Consider the following 18,876-nt stretch of genomic DNA (forward strand, 5'->3'; position numbering starts at 1 on the left):
GTATCAGCCTTTGAAAAGCTGCTAGAATATGATTTGGAATGTTTGGAAAATCTATATTATGGAAATTATTCCAAAGATTATAATCTTAATAAACGTATTAAAGCTTTATCACTTTACGTTCCTGAAGTTCAAAAAAATATTTGTGACGCAAAATAGTTGTTCTTACTATCTTCTCAATTTGTGTGAAGAGGTCAGGAGAGATACAACACAAGATGAAGCTATTTATATCGATGAAATGTATAAGGCACTCTCCATTGCTGAAAAAAGTCTTTATAGATTGATTCAATTACGTTTTGCCGAGCTTAAAAAATTTGATAAAGACCACCGCCACAAAACAAAATGAAAGTGAGCCTACATTTAAAGAATGTCAAAAAAGTGAAGTTATCAATAGGGCAGTACAGATAATTACATCGGCAAAAGAAATCGAGGAAATATATTTGTTTGATACCTCGATATATGGGGAAACTACCACTTACTATATGTTGCTGATAGGGTTTAATATCAGCAATGAATTTCTTAGAGGCATCAGACACAAAATAAGGTCTAAGAGTACCGAAAAATATGATTTTGTCCTTATCGCCCACGACCGACAATGGATTCAGAAAAAATTATTCATTTATCAAAGTTTCTTTGCGAATATTATGCAAAGCAAGAATAAAATCTATGAGTCACATCCCTACCATCCTGAACTGCATTGGGAAGAGCCCTATAAGGGCGCTTTTGGGAACTATCTTACGATACAGAACTTCTATAAAGCAACTAATAGCAGTGCAAATCAAATTTTAAGAATAATAGAGAATGAAGATAAGAATTATCAAGGTCTGCCTTATCTGTTTTCATTGTTTTTCCTTTCATTTTGCAGAACCTATATTTTTTCAAAACTTTCTTATGAACCACATTACCTGCCAAGCCATTTTTTGTGGAAGCTGTGCCTGTATGCAAATCCGGAATTAAAAAAAGGTAGAATATCAATTTGATGAATTCCGTCTTAGATTTTTTATCTACCTGGATTGCAATAGAAGTCTTTGTCATCGACTAGATGTTTTTAAAGGCGAGGAACTAGAAAAAATAAAATCTATTACAATCTTATTAATGAATGAGTTAAATAAAATTTCTGAACAAAAAAAACTATTTATTTCTGATGAAACGACTAAGTGAATCAGACTCAGGAATGCTTAATCTGAGTTTCAGGAGCTATGATTTTAAAACAATTTTTAATTATATTAATAGCCTCCCTTGGGAGGCTATTATGTTTGGAAGTTTACGGAAAACCATAAAATATTGATATCTGAAATTATAACTTTAGTGTTGTAAAATAAATGCTAAAAGTATTAATTGTATATAGTAAATTATGAATGTGCACAATTAGCAAGAGAGCATTTCTCCATAAATATTGGTATATTTGATACTTTCAATAAAAATTTTAATTCAGTTGAATAATACTATGACCAAAGAAGCGCAGATTGAAGAATTTTTTTATCAAAAAAGTTGACAGACCTTAAATATGTTTATCGCAAAGATATACGGGACAGATATACATTAGAAAAGAATTTTCGTGAAAAAATTTGAGACTCTTAACCGGGTGAAATTAACAGATAATGAATTTGAGCGATTAAAAGTGGATATTACAAATCCTGATGTTTTTAGCGCTTCGAAATTATTACGTGCAAGAAATTATTTTCAGCGCGAAGACGGAACACCATTACACTATACATTGGTAGATATCAAAGATTGGTGTAAAAATGAATATGAGGTTATCAATCAATTGAGAATAAATACCGAAAATAGCAATCATCGGTATGATGTAATTATTCTAATCAACGGAATTCCCGTTGTTCAGGTTGAACTTAAAACACTTGAGCTCTCACCGCGCAAAGCGATGCAGCAAATTGTAGATTATAAAAATGATACAGGTAATGGATATACCAATTCTTTACTTTGTTTTATGCAATTATTCATAGTTAGCAACAGAAGTAATACATATTATTTTGCCAACAATAAAAATCAACATTTTACCTTTAATGCGGATGAACGGTTTTTACCCGTTTATAAATTGGCAGATGAATCCAATAAAAAAAATTAGTGGATTAGACTCTTTTGCTGAAAAATTTCTTCCTAAATGCACATTGGGTGAATTAATTAGTAAATATATGGTACTTGTGGAAAGCGAGCAAAAAATGCTGGTAATGCGCCCTTATCAGATTTATGCTGTAAAAGCCATTTTAGACTGCATTCATCAGAATCGAGGAAACGGGTATATCTGGCATACCACTGGAAGTGGTAAAACATTAACATCCTTTAAGGCTTCAACACTTTTGAAAGATAATCCTGATATAGAAAAGTGTCTTTTTGTAGTAGACCGTAAAGATTTGGACAGGCAAACCCGAGAGGAGTTTAATAAGTTTCAGGAAGGAAGTGTAGAAGCTAATACTAATACAGAAACTCTTGTGAAAAGACTTCTTTCTACAGATTATGCTGATAAAGTGATTGTTACTACCATTCAAAAACTAGGATTAGCACTCGATGAAAGTAACCGTAAAAATTATAAAGAACGTCTTACGCCTTTGAGCAAAAAACGTATAGTTTTCATTTTTGACGAATGTCATCGTTCACAATTTGGAGAAAATCATAAAGCCATTAAAGAATTTTTCCCTAACGCACAGATTTTCGGATTTACTGGCACACCTATTTTTCCAGACAATTCCAGCTATACAGTTCGGGAAGGAGAGCAGGCTTTCTATAAGACAACCGAAGATATTTTTGAAAAGCAACTGCACGCTTATACCATTACCAATGCAATTAGTGACGAAAATGTATTACGGTTTCATATAGATTACTTTAAGGGACAAGGTAATATAAAACTTAAATATGGTGAAGCACTTGCTCAAAAAGCTATTGTAGATGCAATTATTGAAAAGCACGATGCAGCAACTAATAGCAGACGCTTTAATGCTGTTTTTGCAACGGCATCTATTAATGACGCCATCGAGTACTATCGACTTTTTTAAAGAAATACAACAACAAAAAAAAGCAGAAAACGAAGATTATGAATCGCTTAATATAACGTGCGTGTTTTCTCCACCTGCAGAAGGTAATAAAGATATTCAACAGATTCAAGAAGATTTAGAACAGGAAAAGGAAGATAATAGACAGAATCCTGATGAAAAGAAAGCCGCATTAAAAACTATTATTGATGATTATAATCGACAATATGATACCAATCACAGTATTAACGAGTTTGATTTGTACTATCAGGATGTGCAAAAACGTATAAAAGACCAAAAATACAGTAACGCAGATTATCCGCACAAAAATAAAATTGATATTACTATTGTGGTAGATATGCTTCTAACTGGATTTGACTCCAAATATCTGAATACACTGTATGTAGACAAAAATCTGAAACATCATGGTTTAATACAGGCGTTTTCCCGAACCAATCGAGTGCTAAATGACACTAAACCTTACGGTAATGTATTAGATTTTCGCCATCAACAAAATGCTGTGAACGCTGCTATTACTTTATTTTCCGGTGAAAATTCTAAAGAAAAAGCCAAAGAAATATGGTTGGTTGACCCTGCACCAATGGTAATCGATAAATATAAGGAAGCGGTCGCTCAATTAGAAGATTTTATGTCAAAAAATAATTTGGACTGTGAGCCAGAAGAAGTATTTAATCTAAAAGGTGATGCTGCCAAAATTGCATTTGTGAAAAACTTTAAAGAAGTTCAGCGATTAAAAACACAGCTCGACCAATACACAGATTTAGATACCGAAGAGAAGAATATCATTGAAAGCATTTTGCCTGAAGATACTTTAAGGTCATTCAGAAGCTCTTATATAGAAACTGCTAAACATTTCAAAAAGATACAGCAAGACGAAGGAGATAAAGCTCCGGTTGATGTTCAGCAGCTTGATTTTGAATTTGTTCTTTTTGCCTCTACATTGATTGATTACGACTATATTATGTCATTGATTGCGGAAAATATGCAAAAGAAGCCAGCTAAGCAGAAAATGACGAAAACACAGATAATCAGCCTTCTTACTTCAAACGCCAATTTTATAGATGAACAAGAAGATTTAACTGAGTATATCAACAGTTTGGATTGGAATAGCGGGCAAGACGAACAAACGCTGAAAAATGGTTATGAAACTTTTAAAATAGAAAAAAAATAACAAAGAGCTGCTAGCCATTGCGGATAAACATAACCTATCTATAGTGACTCTGAAAAAATTTATAGACCAAGTGATAGGTCGGATGATTTTTGACGGAGAGAAACTGACCGACCTCCTAGAATCTTTGGAACTAAGCTGGAAAGAACGTAGAACGAAAGAACTTTCATTAATGGAGGATTTGGTTCCTCATTTGAAAAAACAGGCGCAAGGTCGCGAAATATCAGGATTAGCCGCTTATGAATAGTCAACCTAAAATTTACAACTACAAAACATTACCACGTTTGGTAACCAGACTGAGAGATGATTTAAACAATTCTGATTTTGTTTTGCTATACGCATATAATGGAACAGGGAAAACTCGAATCTCAATGGCATTTAAGGATAAGGGTAAACAGATGGCTAATTCAGATACACTTTATTTTAATGCTTTTACAGAAGACCTTTTTTACTGGGATAATGACTTAGATAATGACAGATACAGAACGCTGAAAATCAACTCTAAATCAAATTTTTTTAATGGTTTCAGAGAACTAGCTTTGGAAGAAAAAATCTTTGTTTATCTGGAACGCTATGCTGAATTTGACTTTAAGATTGATTATGAAAAATGGCAAGTTGTATTCAGTAAAAACATTAAAAATCCAAAATATAAAACAAACACAGTAGAACCAGAATATATTATTGAGGATAATATTAAAATATCTCGTGGAGAAGAAAATATCTTTATTTGGTGTATTTTCTTGGTAATTTGCGAACTGACTATAGATGGTGATGAGGCGTACAATTGGGTTAAATATATTTATATTGATGACCCTATTTCTTCTTTAGATGACAATAATGCAATTGCTGTAGCAAGTGATTTAGTCAAGATATTGAAAAAAGGGGTTGGTAAGGTTAAAATGATTCTTTCCTCTCATCATAATCTATTTTTTAATGTAATGTGTAATGAGCTGAAAAAGAATAACCATAAGCGATACTTTCTCCACAAAAATGGAGCGGAAGGACACACCCTGAGAGCAACTGATGACACTCCTTTTTTTCACCATGTAGCTCTTCTAAGTGAGTTGAAGCATGCCGCCGAATCAAATAAAATCAGCACATATCATTTTAATATGTTAAGGAGTACTTTGGAAAAAACGGCAACTTTTTTCGGGTTTGACGATTTTTCTAAGTGTATACACGGTATAAACGATGAAGTATTATATGCGCGTGCCCTTAATCTTTTGAGCCATGGGAAATATTCCATTTATGAACCAGTAGAGATGGGCGTTGATAATAAAGAACTTTTTAAAAATATATTATACGAGTTTCTTGGGAAATATGAATTTTATTTACCTGAAGTACTCGATGAAGAAATAAAATAATCATGACATTAAAGCAACAACAACAATTGGGTAAGACGCTTTGGGAAATAGCAGACCAACTACGCGGGGCAATGAACGCGGATGATTTCCGCGATTATATGCTCTCGTTTTTATTCCTCCGCTATCTGTCGGATAATTATGAAGAAGCGGCAAAAAAAGAATTAGGTAAAGATTATCCTCAATTAAAAGAAGGAGGTAAGTCAACTGCTTTAGGAATTTGGTATAAAGCCAACGAAGCAGATGTGCCTGATTTCGAAAAGCAGATGCGTCGGAAAATCCATTATGTCATTAAACCACAGCATTTGTGGAGTAATATTTCTGAGCTTGCCAGAACCCAAAACGGTGATTTACTCGTAACACTGGAAGCAGGCTTTCGTTATATCGAAAATGAATCTTTTGAAAGTGCTTTCCAGGGATTATTTTCGGAAATCAACCTCAATTCCGAAAAATTGGGCAAAACAGCTCCTGAAAGAAACAAAAAGCTTTGTACAATCATCCAGAAAATTGCTGAAGGAATTGCGGTTTTTTCTACAGATACGGACATTTTAGGAGATGCTTACGAATATCTTATCGGACAGTTTGCAGCTGGTTCAGGAAAAAAAGCAGGTGAATTCTATACCCCGCAACAGATGTCTACCATTTTGTCTAAAATTGTAATTTTAGATAGCCAGAATCCTGCATTGGGAGAAAAGAAAAAATTAGATAAAGTATTTGATTTCGCTTGTGGTTCAGGTTCTTTGCTGTTAAATGTCCGTAGGCAATTAGAAGAAAGCGGAGGGCACATCGGAAAAATATACGGACAGGAAAAGAATATCACTACCTATAACCTTGCCCGTATGAATATGCTGCTACACGGGGTAAAAGATACCGAATTTGAGATTCATCATGGTGACACGCTTACCAATGATTGGGATATGCTGAATGAAATGAATCCTGCAAAAAAAATCGAATTTGATGGGATTGTGGCTAATCCTCCATTTAGTTTAAAATGGGAACCTAATGATAGCTTGGCAGATGATTTTCGTTTCAAAAGTTATGGTTTGGCGCCCAAATCAGCGGCCGATTTTGCCTTTTTGATTCACGGATTTCATTATCTTTCTAATGAGGGGACTATGGCCATAATTCTTCCACACGGTGTATTGTTCCGAAGTGGTGCTGAAGAGCGTATCCGAACCAAATTATTGAAAGATAATCATATAGATACCGTAATTGGACTCCCTTCAAACTTATTCTTTTCTACAGGTATTCCTGTTTGTATTCTGGTATTGAAAAAAATGCAAAAGATTTGATGATGTTTTGTTCATCAACGCAAGCGAATGCTATAAAAAGGACAAACGACAAAACCGTCTGCGTGAGGGCGAAAACGGGGAACCTAATGATATCGACAAAATCGTTGAAACTTATAAGTTCCGTAATGAGGAAGAAAGGTATTCCAGAAGAGTTCCTATGAGTGAGATTGAAGAAAATGGATATAACCTTAATATTTCCCGTTATGTAAGTACGCATATAGACGAAGAGCCGATAGATATCCAAGCCGTAATGCAGGAAATTAAGTCTTTGGAAGCCAGACGCTCTGAATTAGACAAAGAAATTGAGGGCTATTTCAAGGAATTGGGGCTTACTTTTTAATTTTTATATCCTTAATGTTTTTACTAACAAAAGTTGAATTATCAAGATGACAAATAAAAAATTAAATGTAGTTAATGTTCCCAATTTGAGATTTCCGGGGTTTAAGGGAGAGTGGGAAACGAGGAAATTGGGGGAGATTGGAGATGTTAAAATGTGCAAAAGAATTTTTAGTAATGAAACTTCAATAACCGGAGAAATTCCATTCTTCAAAATTGGCTCATTTGGAAAAGAAGCTGATGCATTTATTTCTAAGGAATTATACTTGGATTATAAAAAAAGATTTTCATTTCCTAAAAAGGGAGACATTTTAATTTCTGCATCTGGAACAGTTGGTAGAACCGTTGTGTATAATGGAGAGGATGCCTATTTTCAAGATTCTAATATTGTTTGGATTGATAATGATAATACAAACATAACTAATGAATTTTTGTATTATATTTTGCAAATTGTAAAATATAATACGGAAGGGGGAACAATCCAACGTTTGTACAATAATATTTTAAAATCAACAAAATTTAATAGCCCCTCAATTTCCGAACAGCAAAAAATAGCATCATTTCTGTCACTTTTAGACGAAAGAATCTCAACCCAAAACAAAATAATTGAGGAACTTAAATCATTAAAGAATACGCTTCGCTATCAATTATTTGAACAAATAACTAATGAAATAACTGAATTTATAGAAATTAGGGATATTCTGAACTATGAACAACCTAATAAATATTTGGTGACCGACATAGATTATTCTTCTGATGACTCTCTAATTCCTGTTCTTACAGCAAATAAAGCTTTCATATTAGGATATACTAATGAAAATTTTGGTATTTATGATAAAGGTGGATGTATCATATTTGATGATTTTACAATGGATATAAAGTTTGTTGATTTTCCATTTAAAGTAAAATCTTCTGCCATTAAAATTTTAACTGCTAAAACTGATGTTAATCTGAAATTTATATTTGAATATTTATCCTTTTTAGTTTTATCATCTAATGAACATAAACGGCATTATATTTCTGAGATTGAGCCAATGCAAATCTCATTACCAGAGTATCACAAGCAAAGTCAAGTTTCTAATATATTATCAGGTATTGATGAAAAAATAAAAAATGAATTTAAAATCAATAAACTACTCATTAAACAAAAACAATATTTTTTGGCAAACTTATTTATATAAATAAATTTGCCAAAAAATACCTTTTCTGCTTTTTTTAGTTTTTCTAAAAGGTTGTTTTCAATCTCAATTTTTATATCTACAGACGAAAGAAAATTGGAAATTTTGGTTTGTTCTTCAATACTAGGAAATTTTATAGGCATTGATTGAAACATCGGAAATCGTAATGATTTTACAGTTGAACCTACAGCCTGAGATTTTAAATGTCTATTGTCATTAAGCATATGAAAAAAAATATATTTTCCTATAGCATTAACAAAGTCAAAAATTGCATAAGTTCGTTGATGCAAATCAAATTTTCCTATATAAAACTTGGGAATAAATTCTTGTCCTTCACCAGGAACAATTATAGCTTCCTTATCAAATAAATATTTATTGCTTGTTCTAATATCTTGAGACCTATCAAAAAAAAATATATTTCCCATCCAGAATAGAATCTTCTCTGTTAGAAGTTCCTGTAGTAATTGTTGAGATATTACCTAGTTTTTCTATTTTCCATTCTGAGAATTCATTTCTAGAATTATTTTTAAACTTCAATTGTCCAGAGAAGATTTTCTTACTAAGCGTATTCCTTTAATAAATTAAATCCTCAATTATTGCCGATAACGGCAATAATTGAGTTAATTAAATTTTTATTTATTGTATATTTGCCGATAACGGCATTTATTATTAATAGTTATGAATTATATTTCAGTCAATGAATTTTCGAAAAAATGGAATATTCCGGAAAGAACTATTCGGAATTATTGTGCTACGGGAAAAATCAAAGGGGCTTTCCTAACTGGTAAAACTTGGAATATTCCAGAAGATTCGACATTACCAGAGAAAGGAAATAAGAAAAAATTCAGCAATAATATTTTACTCAATCATCTTAAAGAGCAAAAAGAAATGAAGCTCAAAGGTAGTATCTATCACCGCACGCAGATTGACTTGACCTACAATTCCAATAAGATTGAAGGAAGCAGATTAACCCACGACCAAACCCGTTATATTTTTGAGACCAATACTATCGGAACATCTGAAAAAAGTGTAAATGTGGACGATATTATAGAAACAACGAACCATTTCCGATGTATCGATTTAATTATTGATAAAGCAAAAAATAAGCTCACTGAATCATTTATCAAAGAATTGCATTTTTTACTCAAATCAGGCACTTCAGATAGCAGCAAAGATTGGTTCAATGTTGGTGAATATAAAAAATTGCCTAATGAAGTTGGAGGTAATGAAACTTGTCCGCCTAAAGAGGTTGCTACAAAAATGAAAGCATTACTTTCCGATTATCACAGTATTGAAAAGAAGAGTTTTGAAGACATTATCAATTTTCACTATCAGTTTGAAATCATTCATCCTTTTCAAGATGGTAATGGTCGTGTAGGGCGGTTGATAATGTTTAAGGAATGTCTTGCCAATAATATAGTTCCTTTTATTATAGATGAAGACCTAAAGCTATTTTATTACAGAGGTTTGCAGGAGTGGGCCCATATAAGAGAATACTTGTTAGACACTTGTCTTACGGCTCAGGATAATTATAAGGCTATTCTTCAATATTTCGAGATAGGTTTTGATTAGATTTGGGATTATTTTTCTTTTAGTAAAGGGCTAAGTGAAAAGTTGTTTTCTCAGAAAATTAGATTTAAAAATTTTATGACTCAATGGGAATTTAAGAATTTAGGAGAAATTTGTATATATAAAAATGGTGGTTCATTTGAGAAGGAGATAGTTGAAGAAGGTATCTATAATCTTATTACATTGAATAGCATCGACATTGATGGCAACTTGAAAAAAAGTTCATAAAAAAAGTAAATAAAACAGATTATTCTTTAAGGAAAGGTGACTTGGTGATAGTATTGAGTGATGTTGCTCATGGAAATTTTCTAGGACTTACAGATATTATCCCAGACGATTCTTTTGTTTTGAACCAAAGAATGGGAGCTTTAAAACCTAAAATAGATGTAAATAGGTTTTTCTTAAAAAGTATCATCAATATAAATCAAAAGTATTTCAAGTTGAAAGGTCAAGGCTCTTCCCAATTAAACTTGTCAAAGGGTGATATTGAAAATTTTGAAGTTCTTTTCCCTTCTATCGAAGAACAGAACGCAATTGCTCAATTTCTTTTTTGTATTACAAATAAAATTCAAACAGAAAGAAATTTATTAGATAAATACCAATCTCAAAAGCAATACTTATTGCAGAACTTGTTTATATAAATAAGTTCTGCAATAAGTGTTTTTTCTGCTTCTCATATTTTAACAACAATTTTTTTTCAATGTTGATTTTTTCATCAATACAGGATAAAATCCTTTCTATTTTGTTTTGTTCTATTAAAGAAGGGCAATAGATAAAAGCTTCTCCATAATCTCTGAAATAAATATGAGGAATTCCTGAGCCAACTTTATATTTTCCAAAATTGAAGAATTTTAAACAGAAGAAGATATATCTTAAATTTATTCCGTTCTTTGCTGTTAAATAGTTTAATGTACCAATTACCGAAAATTTACCCGTTCCGTACTGTACTTTTCCAACTCCGGAACCATCTTTAATAATTAGAATTGCATCCTCATTAATTTGATAGTTTTCAGTAAATGAAATAATTCCTGTAGCACCATATACAGGAAAAGTTCCATTTTTATCGTTTACATCAGATTCAGTTAATGATGATGAATAACAAGAAACACAATCTTTTAATTTTTTATTAGACGTTTGTAACAGAATCAATTTCTGACAAAGCCCTTTAATTAAGGTTTCTAATTGTTCAATTATTTTGTTTTGGGTGTGGATGCGCCTATCAAGTAAAGCTAAAAGTGAAGAAATTTTTTTCTGTTCCTTGAGCTTTGGCAAACTCACAGAAAGAGTGGCTAATTGGCTTGAATATAAATGAACAACTGAAATACCTTGGGCTAATTTAGCAATGTCCATTTTCTTTTTACTGTTCAAGTAATAAGATAAAAAGACACCGTTATTCTCTGTTCTGATGATATTTAAGTCTCCCCCTAGAGCAACACCAGATTTTAGAATACAAGAAGCTGTCGCAATGTCGGTTGTTGTTTCTCCCGAAGCTGGAATGATGACATCATTCGCCTTACTTAGAACCAAAGTAGATGTATTGAGATTAGTTTTTGATTTTATTTCATCCACAATTTCAGAATAAAAAGTATAAAGTTCCCCATATCTTATACACTCTGTAGTTCCATTTTCTTCAATGTCACTCTTTGAGATTCCTTTTCCTTTTGAAAAAGTAGCAATTTCCCCAAGTTTCCTGACTTCCCATTCCTCTTCAAACCCCGGAAATCTCAAATTGGGAACATTGATTAATTCATATCCTCAAGGTTTTTGAATCTATAATTGCTTTCCTTTGATATTTAAAATTTAAAAAGTAATGAATAAACAAAAACAATTGTCCGAAGTCATCGAACTATGGAAAGTAAACAAGAAGCAATATGTTAAAAAATCAAGTTTTTCGGCTTACACACTTCTAATTGAAAATCATATAATTCCAATCTTTGGTAAAGCATTTATTATCGAGGAAACTGATGTGCAAAATTTTGTTTTGAAAAAATTAGAAGGAGGTTTAAGCCATAAAACAATTAAAGATATTCTAATAGTGTTAAAAATGATTCTGAAATTCGGGGCAAAAAATAAATGGTTTGATTACACGCCTTTTGATATACAGTTCCCCACGGAAAGGGAAAAACATAGCTTGGAAGTACTTACTAAATCTGAACAGAAAAAAATAATGAATTATATTCAGGAACATTTTACATTTAGAAATCTTGGCGTTTATATTTGTTTAAGTGCTGGAATGCGAATTGGTGAAGTATGTGCATTGACTTGGCAAGATGTAGATACAGATAATGGAATCATAAGTGTGAATCAGACCATTCAACGTATATATTTAATAGAAGAGGGAGTTCGAAGAACTGAATTGATTTTAGATACGCCCAAAACTAAAAACTCTATCCGTGATATCCCTATAAGTAAAGATTTATTAAGAATATTGAAACCATTTAAAAAAATTGTTAATCCTTCTTTTTTTGTTTTGACAAATGATGCGAAACCAACGGAACCCAGAACTTATCGAAGTTATTATAAAAACCTTATGAAGGAGCTTAAAATGCCCGACCTTAAATTTCACGGTTTAAGACATAGCTTCGCAACGAGATGCATTGAGAGTAATTGTGACTATAAGACAGTGAGTGTGCTGTTAGGTCACTCTAATATTAGTACAACTTTAAATTTGTATGTTCATCCTAATATGGAACAAAAAAAGAAAGCGATTGAACAGATGTTTAAAACTCTAAGATAAATGTAGCACCTAAAATGGCACCTAGAATAAAAGCCCCTTGCAAATAGTTTATTTACAAGGGGTTTTGCGGAGAGTAAGAAAGTAAGCAGATTATTATTTAAATTATGAAACCCTTGTAATAACATATTAACAAGAGTTTTTCGCAGGATATTCATATATAATTTCAAATGATAATTTCTTCAATAATCTTATCAAGCTTTGTATCAGGCAATGTATTAAGATAAGACATCGTCGAATTAATATCTTTATGTCCCAAAGCTTCTTTAATTATATCAATAGAAACATTTTCAAATTTTAATGCAGTTGCAAAAGAATGCCTTGCGCAGTAATAAGTAATATTTTTATTAATGTTAAGATTTTTCAAAATTTCTTTTAAGGGCTTATTTATAAATTCTTTTAAATACTTGTGACTTTTATTTTTTAAATAATTTTCATCAGTATTGTTATTCTTAATAATTCCGAAAAAGAAGTGTGATTCAGGTTCTGAAACATATTTTTCAATTATGCTTTTGTTCTTATCGGTCAATTTAAAATTGACAGGAGCTCCGGTTTTTGTTCTTATATATTGAATCGTGGTCCCTGATAGCGATTTTTTTTCAAGCTTCATTAAATCTATAAAATTTATTCCCCGAGAATAATAACTGAATAAGAACATATCTTTAGCAAATTGTTCCTTAGAATTTTTGGCTTCGTAACTACTTAAAGATTGCATTTCACCTTTAGTCAAAAATTCTTTCTTATTATTAGTTTTAATTTTAGAGAGTTTGAAATCTTTGAAAGGATACTGAGTTTCTTTGATAATTTTTCCCTTTATTGCTTGGTTGAAAATATTTCGCAATGTTCTTAGTCTTATTCCGATTGTACTCGACTTATTTCCCTTTTCCATACAATAAGCTTCATACTTTTTAAGAGTTAGATAAGTAATCTCGTTAAATCCAATATCTTTCCTTTTAAAGAATAATTGCAGAGACCTCAAAGTTTCATTTTCTATTTGTGCAGTTCCAATTTTTGATGATTTTTTGAGGTTCTCAATATTTTGTAGCTGGAATTCTGTGTAAGACACAGTTTTGTTTTTGCCCTTATAAGTTTTAATTCGATTTATAAGGTCGGGAAGGGTATAGGGAATATTGTCATCTTCAAACTCTTCAATTATTTCTTCAATTATTTTGTGATATTTTTCAATGAAAGCATTAAGTTTTTTTATGCTCAGGATGATTCTTTTTTACCCTCTCTGTTTCGTAGCTCCATTGACTTTCCATACAAGATTTTTGAAGAGAAAGAGATGTATTTTTTCTATCTTTAATAAAAGAGATAATAATACTCTTTTCACCATTAATTTTCGCAGTGTTTTTTTAATGTAAATTGGAAACTAATCATAATATTTTGACGAACATTTGACGAACATTGTTTGTTCAAATATAAGAAAATATCAGAGAATATAAAATTGTCATAATTGTAAATATTTGAAAATGTGTAATATAAAACAAAATACATTATTATAAAATAAAAATATCTTTACAAGATATATCTCATAATCAGGTGGTCCCTGGTTCGAGCCCAGGTGGGACCACTTATTAAGAGCCCAAACAAAAACGTCAAGTTTGTTGGGCTTTTTTTTATGCCTTAAAATCAAGATTTTATATTCTTCTTTTTTCTAGAACACTCTCATTATCTTAAATCTACACTAAAAAAAGGTCCCCAAAGGAACCCTATTATTAGAAATTGGAACCCCATTATAACCCTCATTAATACTAGAAAATGACAATTAAAATATTATTTGTTAGATAAATCAAAATCTAATAGTAAAGGTCTAGCTCCCTTAAAGTGTAGGATTACTTACATGGGGAGAAAGAAAACTTTTGCTACAGGGATATTTATTAATCCTCAAAACTGGGATAATAAACAGCAGAAAGCTAAACCACCAAATTCTGAGAATGAAACTATCAATACACAAAGGACTTGTTAGAACATGAAAAAACCATTTACTACGAAAGAATGGCTTTATCATTAAGATTCCTAATATTACAGATAGAATAAATGGAAATGAAGTTGCTTTAAGCATTGGTGGAGTGCGAATTATAATTTAGAGAACCTCTAGACCTTTGAAAAGTTCAAATTATTTGTAGGATTCCAAAATAAGGTTTGCTGTAATTTGTGTGTTTCTACAGATGGATTTCTTGATGATTTAAGGGTAGAAAATTACTCTGAACTACAATCTAAATCTATAGAACTACAGAATTATGGAAATGAAAGAACTTACACAAGATTATCCAATTTGCTCAATTAATTGGTAGATTTAGATTGTATCAGCATTTACCTAAAGCAGAGAAACAGAATATTCCTTTGCTGAATTTTAATGATAGTCATATTAATACAATGGCTAAGGATTATTATGAGGATAAGAATTTTTGTAGGCAGGAAGATGGCAGGATAAATTTTGGGGATGTTTATAAGCTCTTTACACAAGCTAATAAGAGCAGTTATAGATACATTTCTTGACAGAATTTGAATGCCCTTGAGTTTTCAAAAGGTATTCGGAAAGCCCCAATGGTAATTCTGATTATCGTTGGTTTTTGAGTTAATTTTTCCACCCCTGCATTTTATGGGGTGGATTTTGCTTTATCTATCCTTGGTTTCTTAAATGTATTGGTTAATTAAACTAATTTGTATGGGGTGATTGTTCTAAGATAAAAGGAAAGTTTCTTCTTCTAAATTCTTCTAGGTCTTTATAATTTTCTAGTTTTAAAGATAAGACTTCCTTTTCTTTCTCTTCTGAGTCAGGATGCTTAAGCTGCTTTAATTCCTTAGCCATATTTAATTTACCTGCTAAAACATAATAGTTTATATTGGATTTTTTTGCCATATTAATAGCTTCATTATATAACTTTATACCTTCATCTACTTCATTTATTTTAATTAAATAAAGGGCATTTGTACCTAATGCTGTAATAGCTGTCTCTTTATTGATTGACTTTGAATTATCATTTACATAGAAATTAAGTATTTGTAAAAATTTTTCCGCTTCATCTATTCTGTCCAATTGTAAAAGAGAAAAAATAAGATTATTAAATAAAGTAATATCTGAAGGATTAGTTTTTAAGGCTAATTCACATATTGTTGCTGCTGTTCTAAAATCACCAACTGTAGTGCATAAAAGGTAAGAAGAAAAAAATTGCAGGTTCTACAGAATATGGTACATCTAAAAACCATTTTAGTGAATTTTCTAAGGCTTTATCCCAATTCCCTTCATCTCTATATTTTAGAGCCAATGCTTCAAAGTTATTTTTCACATTAGTACTGTTAATATTAACAATAGTATTTAATCTTTTATCTTGATTTAAAATAAATTGAAACTGTGCTAAGCTATTATCATTAGGTAATTTTAAGGAATCATTAAAAAAAGGTTTTGCTTTTTTAAAATTTCCATTATTTAATTCTAGGGTACCTAAAGAGCTGTTCAACTCCGTTAAGTCAAAACTTGTAAACTTATTAGATTCTACTTGTCTGAGTGCATTTTTTATAAAAGGTGAGAACTTATTTAGTGATGAAGAAACTGCAATGTGCGCTGAGGTAAGCCATGGGTCCAATGCAGTATATGAACTCTTTCTAAGAAAATAAATGGCTTTTTCTGGATTTTCATTTTCAATAAATAATCTTGTTGCGCATCTTAGTACATATCTATTATTTGGCGCAAGATATAATGCAATTAAAATACATTTTTCTGATTTGTCTTTATTACCTTCAATTGAATATAGTCGGGATAATTCAACCCAATTAATTGGATTTCTGGAATTATCAATTGTTAGTTTTTTATAATAACTTATTTGATGTCTAGCGTTACTTTCTATTAAAAATTTTATTTGTGATATTAAGTTTTCTCTAATATTTTCATCATCATTCTTAACATATTGCTGAACTTCATCATCGATTTTGTTTACAGAATTACTTAGTTTTAGAAGTAACTTAGATGGTTTTGATGATTGGTTAATAAATTTTATTACTTCTAAAATAGTTTCATCTACTTCTTGATTAGAAATAAAATGTGCATTTATTAAATCTGCTGCTATTCCAATTGATTTTTGGTGTTCCCAGTCATGTTTTAACTCATCTAAATTAAAAGTTATTTCAGGTTTGTTATTTAATTTGGATAACTCTCCTAAGTTTGAGGTAGTTATAAAATTTCTCCAATTTGGAATAACATCTCTATTATCTTTCTCGTGAGGTAGATTCATTATTTAATTCTATAAAGTATTTTTTTTATGTATTAAATCAAGTTTTGAAACTGTCTTTTGAAAATCCAATTTGTATTCACCTTTAGAATTTCTATGTCCTCTCAAATGTGGATTGGGATGACAACAATATTCTACAATTTTTGTCAGTTCTTCCTTTAAAAAATCGTCATCTATAGAGTCTTTAAATTCTTTCAAGGCATTTTGAAAAGAATTTACTAAATATGGAAGTACTGAACTGAAATTATCACCCCAATTTTGAGGCCAAAATTGTTTTGGAGTATTATTAAAGAGTAAAGTAGTCATATTTAAACCTGTAAAATAAAATGTAATCATACTTCCAAAGAGATAAAAATCTGTTGATTTTACCCTCAAATCCCATTCAGTATGGATGTAACCATAATAATATTCTGGTGGAGAATATTTCCTATCTCCAACAAAACCTCCAAAATCATGAGGAGCAGCAATTTCCTGACATAATGACCTACCTAAATCTCCTATTTTAGATACTTTTTTATCCTCAAAAAGTAAAATATTGGATGGTTTAATATCCTGATGACCAATTTTAATATTATGCAGTTGTTTTAAACCTACAACTATATTATGAAGTGACTTTATTTTCCATGATAAATCTACATTGGAGGAAAAGTCAATAACACTTCTTATATCTCCATCAGCCATATTAAATACTAAGTAGGGAACTTTATTGATAACTGTAAAGTTATCCAATTCTATTTCGCCTTCGTCAATTATTATTGAGACCTTACTTAAAGAGTTTTTTTTACATCTATATAACAAATCTCTCTCATAGGTGTATGCATCTGTCATTTCTTTGATTGAATCTACAATGCTTTTTTTACCTGAATTGAAAAATGCATTAAAATCAATAGCTTTAAGAAATGCTGTACCATTATCATCTTCTACTATATATGGTACACTAAAATACCCCCCTGTATTATTTTTGGTTGGAATAATTCTTTTTATAACTTTCCATTTATCATTTAATATTAAGCCTTCTAAAGACTCTGCTGCTGATTGGGTTGTATACATAATTAATAGCTTTTATTCAAAAGTAGTAAAAAAATGTTTTTTATTTTTTTATTTTTTCAAAAAATCTATCATGCTTCATGAAAGTATGAAATACCTTAATAGGATACCCGCCCTAGTGTTGGAATGAGGAAACTTCTCCATCCTTTTCTAATAGAAACAAAAATTTTTGGCAGACTATAAATTATTTCTAAAACTATAGTACAATTTGCATTAATCTTTAGAGGAGGTGAAAATCTAACTCAAAATTTAAAAACAATGGTAAGAATTATTAGTTACAAAATAAGACAAAGAGAGGATGGTACAACATTTTGTACTCTAGAAATTCAAGGAGGTATTGAAATGGTCTTAAGCCAAAGGACCAATCAGTATTATGCTAATGTAAAAAAAACTTTCATTTCATCTACATTTGATGAAGAAACCTGTAAGGTATTAATTGGTACTGAGCTTCATAGTAGTGTCCAGAAAGAAGAATATGAGCCTTATGAGTATGTAATCAAAGACAGGAGAATCCATTATTATGCAACATAGGTTCGTGTATGTTCCGGCAAGTATTGTTCCTTCTGGCTCAATAAAGTCTAATAAGGTAACATCTGAAAGATTTGAAGCAGATCTGGAAACTTTTTTCTACTAATGAAAAATATCACCATGTTTTAGCAGATTAATCTTAGAGTTTAAATAGAACCTATTACATAAACTGCCACTTTCGTATTCTATGCTATATAGTGCAAATACGAGATTGGAAGGTAAGTCTTCAAATGCAATTGTTTATGAGTGGCAGATTGATTATAATAGTTTTGGACTGATGCAAAAGTTGTAAGTCCTTGGGAATAGAGAAAACAGAAAAGTCTAAAGCTAAATTCTGATAATTCAACATAAAAAAATCCCTTAATGGTGATTAATTTTCTATATTTGACTTAGATTTATTAAAATAATCATCAACAATAAATATGG

General features: G+C 30.9%; 22 protein-coding genes and 1 pseudogene. 16 read left to right on the forward strand and 7 right to left on the reverse strand.

The genetic code is table 11. The features are described from left to right. Window positions 1-311 precede the first annotated feature (311 nt). The 8 genes and pseudogenes from HX13_RS22200 to HX13_RS16880 all read left to right on the forward strand — a co-directional run bounded on the left by HX13_RS22200 (window position 312) and on the right by HX13_RS16880 (window position 8,343). The gene (locus HX13_RS22200; protein ID WP_128572468.1) at window positions 312-977 is read left to right on the forward strand and encodes a hypothetical protein; all 666 of its coding nucleotides are present in this window, start codon (window positions 312-314) and stop codon (window positions 975-977) included. A 578-nt stretch (window positions 978-1,555) separates the two neighbouring features. Next, on the forward strand, window positions 1,556-2,083 hold the full coding sequence (locus HX13_RS24660) for a type I restriction endonuclease (RefSeq protein WP_050022051.1): 528 nt from the start codon (window positions 1,556-1,558) through the stop codon (window positions 2,081-2,083). After that, window positions 2,061-3,008, forward strand: coding sequence for a DEAD/DEAH box helicase family protein (locus tag HX13_RS24665; RefSeq protein ID WP_050022052.1), 948 nt, complete (start codon window positions 2,061-2,063; stop codon window positions 3,006-3,008). The genes HX13_RS24660 and HX13_RS24665 overlap by 23 nt, the downstream gene beginning before the upstream one ends. Continuing rightward, window positions 2,923-4,176, forward strand: coding sequence for a type I restriction endonuclease subunit R, EcoR124 family (locus HX13_RS25665; protein ID WP_262483563.1), 1,254 nt, complete (start codon window positions 2,923-2,925; stop codon window positions 4,174-4,176). The genes HX13_RS24665 and HX13_RS25665 overlap by 86 nt, the downstream gene beginning before the upstream one ends. Before the next feature lie 43 nt (window positions 4,177-4,219). After that, the gene (locus HX13_RS25670; RefSeq protein ID WP_262483564.1) at window positions 4,220-4,420 is read left to right on the forward strand and encodes a type I restriction endonuclease subunit R, EcoR124 family; all 201 of its coding nucleotides are present in this window, start codon (window positions 4,220-4,222) and stop codon (window positions 4,418-4,420) included. After that, window positions 4,413-5,537: an AAA family ATPase gene (locus HX13_RS16870; RefSeq protein ID WP_050022053.1), complete on the forward strand. Its 1,125-nt coding sequence runs from the start codon at window positions 4,413-4,415 to the stop codon at window positions 5,535-5,537. The genes HX13_RS25670 and HX13_RS16870 overlap by 8 nt, the downstream gene beginning before the upstream one ends. Window positions 5,538-5,539: 2 nt before the next feature. Then, window positions 5,540-7,166, forward strand: a pseudogene (locus HX13_RS16875) (type I restriction-modification system subunit M). Window positions 7,167-7,212: 46 nt separating this feature from the next. Continuing rightward, window positions 7,213-8,343 carry a restriction endonuclease subunit S gene (locus HX13_RS16880; protein WP_050022054.1) on the forward strand — a complete coding sequence of 377 codons (1,131 nt, stop codon included), beginning with the start codon at window positions 7,213-7,215 and terminating at the stop codon, window positions 8,341-8,343. On the opposite strand, the gene HX13_RS16885 is transcribed toward HX13_RS16880, so the two are convergent. Beyond that, the gene (locus tag HX13_RS16885; protein WP_050022055.1) at window positions 8,232-8,765 is read right to left on the reverse strand and encodes a restriction endonuclease subunit S; all 534 of its coding nucleotides are present in this window, start codon (window positions 8,763-8,765) and stop codon (window positions 8,232-8,234) included. The two genes, HX13_RS16880 and HX13_RS16885, sit on opposite strands and share 112 nt — an antisense overlap. Window positions 8,766-9,018: 253 nt before the next feature. Here HX13_RS16885 and HX13_RS16890 point away from each other — a divergent pair, with 253 nt between their 5' ends. Both HX13_RS16890 and HX13_RS16895 read left to right on the forward strand, forming a co-directional pair. Further along, window positions 9,019-9,912 (forward strand): Fic family protein, encoded by an 894-nt coding sequence (locus HX13_RS16890; RefSeq protein ID WP_050022056.1) that lies wholly within the window; start codon window positions 9,019-9,021, stop codon window positions 9,910-9,912. 269 nt (window positions 9,913-10,181) lie between these two features. After that, window positions 10,182-10,550: a restriction endonuclease subunit S gene (locus HX13_RS16895; RefSeq protein ID WP_185113617.1), complete on the forward strand. Its 369-nt coding sequence runs from the start codon at window positions 10,182-10,184 to the stop codon at window positions 10,548-10,550. Here the strand turns inward: HX13_RS16895 and HX13_RS16900 are convergent. After that, a complete protein-coding gene (locus tag HX13_RS16900) occupies window positions 10,543-11,637 on the reverse strand; it encodes a restriction endonuclease subunit S (protein WP_050022057.1) in 1,095 nt (364 codons plus the stop codon). The two genes, HX13_RS16895 and HX13_RS16900, sit on opposite strands and share 8 nt — an antisense overlap. An 82-nt stretch (window positions 11,638-11,719) precedes the next feature. On the opposite strand from HX13_RS16900, the gene HX13_RS16905 reads away from it, so the two are divergent. Then, window positions 11,720-12,646: a tyrosine-type recombinase/integrase gene (locus HX13_RS16905; RefSeq protein WP_050022058.1), complete on the forward strand. Its 927-nt coding sequence runs from the start codon at window positions 11,720-11,722 to the stop codon at window positions 12,644-12,646. 163 nt (window positions 12,647-12,809) lie between these two features. Here HX13_RS16905 and HX13_RS16910 read toward each other — a convergent pair whose 3' ends face one another. Both HX13_RS16910 and HX13_RS26450 read right to left on the reverse strand, forming a co-directional pair. After that, window positions 12,810-13,709 (reverse strand): tyrosine-type recombinase/integrase, encoded by a 900-nt coding sequence (locus HX13_RS16910; RefSeq protein ID WP_050022059.1) that lies wholly within the window; start codon window positions 13,707-13,709, stop codon window positions 12,810-12,812. A gap of 127 nt (window positions 13,710-13,836) precedes the next feature. Next, window positions 13,837-13,983, reverse strand: coding sequence for an Arm DNA-binding domain-containing protein (locus tag HX13_RS26450; RefSeq protein ID WP_128572479.1), 147 nt, complete (start codon window positions 13,981-13,983; stop codon window positions 13,837-13,839). Window positions 13,984-14,423: 440 nt separating this feature from the next. Here HX13_RS26450 and HX13_RS22215 point away from each other — a divergent pair, with 440 nt between their 5' ends. The 4 genes from HX13_RS22215 (at window position 14,424) to HX13_RS26460 (ending at window position 15,145) form a co-directional block, all read left to right on the forward strand. Then, window positions 14,424-14,612: an Arm DNA-binding domain-containing protein gene (locus HX13_RS22215; RefSeq protein WP_128572470.1), complete on the forward strand. Its 189-nt coding sequence runs from the start codon at window positions 14,424-14,426 to the stop codon at window positions 14,610-14,612. 55 nt (window positions 14,613-14,667) lie between these two features. Beyond that, window positions 14,668-14,733, forward strand: coding sequence for a hypothetical protein (locus tag HX13_RS25675; RefSeq protein ID WP_262483567.1), 66 nt, complete (start codon window positions 14,668-14,670; stop codon window positions 14,731-14,733). 65 nt (window positions 14,734-14,798) lie between these two features. Next, entirely contained in the window at window positions 14,799-14,933 is a 135-nt protein-coding gene (locus HX13_RS26455; protein ID WP_410493155.1) for a hypothetical protein, read from the forward strand. A 14-nt stretch (window positions 14,934-14,947) separates the two neighbouring features. Further along, window positions 14,948-15,145 carry a DUF3871 family protein gene (locus HX13_RS26460; RefSeq protein ID WP_050022060.1) on the forward strand — a complete coding sequence of 66 codons (198 nt, stop codon included), beginning with the start codon at window positions 14,948-14,950 and terminating at the stop codon, window positions 15,143-15,145. Window positions 15,146-15,305: 160 nt separating this feature from the next. Here the strand turns inward: HX13_RS26460 and HX13_RS16920 are convergent, their stop codons facing one another. The 3 genes from HX13_RS16920 to HX13_RS16930 all read right to left on the reverse strand — a co-directional run bounded on the left by HX13_RS16920 (window position 15,306) and on the right by HX13_RS16930 (window position 17,925). Beyond that, complete coding sequence (locus tag HX13_RS16920; RefSeq protein ID WP_050022061.1) at window positions 15,306-15,686, reverse strand: hypothetical protein; 381 nt, start codon at window positions 15,684-15,686, stop codon at window positions 15,306-15,308. Window positions 15,687-15,780: 94 nt separating this feature from the next. Then, window positions 15,781-16,878, reverse strand: coding sequence for a tetratricopeptide repeat protein (locus tag HX13_RS16925; protein WP_050022062.1), 1,098 nt, complete (start codon window positions 16,876-16,878; stop codon window positions 15,781-15,783). Window positions 16,879-16,887: 9 nt separating this feature from the next. Further along, entirely contained in the window at window positions 16,888-17,925 is a 1,038-nt protein-coding gene (locus tag HX13_RS16930) for a protein kinase domain-containing protein (protein ID WP_050022063.1), read from the reverse strand. 255 nt (window positions 17,926-18,180) lie between these two features. Between HX13_RS16930 and HX13_RS16935 the strand changes: the two genes are divergently transcribed. Further along, window positions 18,181-18,453 (forward strand): hypothetical protein, encoded by a 273-nt coding sequence (locus tag HX13_RS16935; RefSeq protein WP_050022064.1) that lies wholly within the window; start codon window positions 18,181-18,183, stop codon window positions 18,451-18,453. The last annotated feature ends 423 nt before the right edge of the window (window positions 18,454-18,876 follow it).

The organism is Chryseobacterium sp. P1-3 (genome assembly GCF_000738495.1).
GTDB lineage: Bacteria > Bacteroidota > Bacteroidia > Flavobacteriales > Weeksellaceae > Chryseobacterium > Chryseobacterium gallinarum.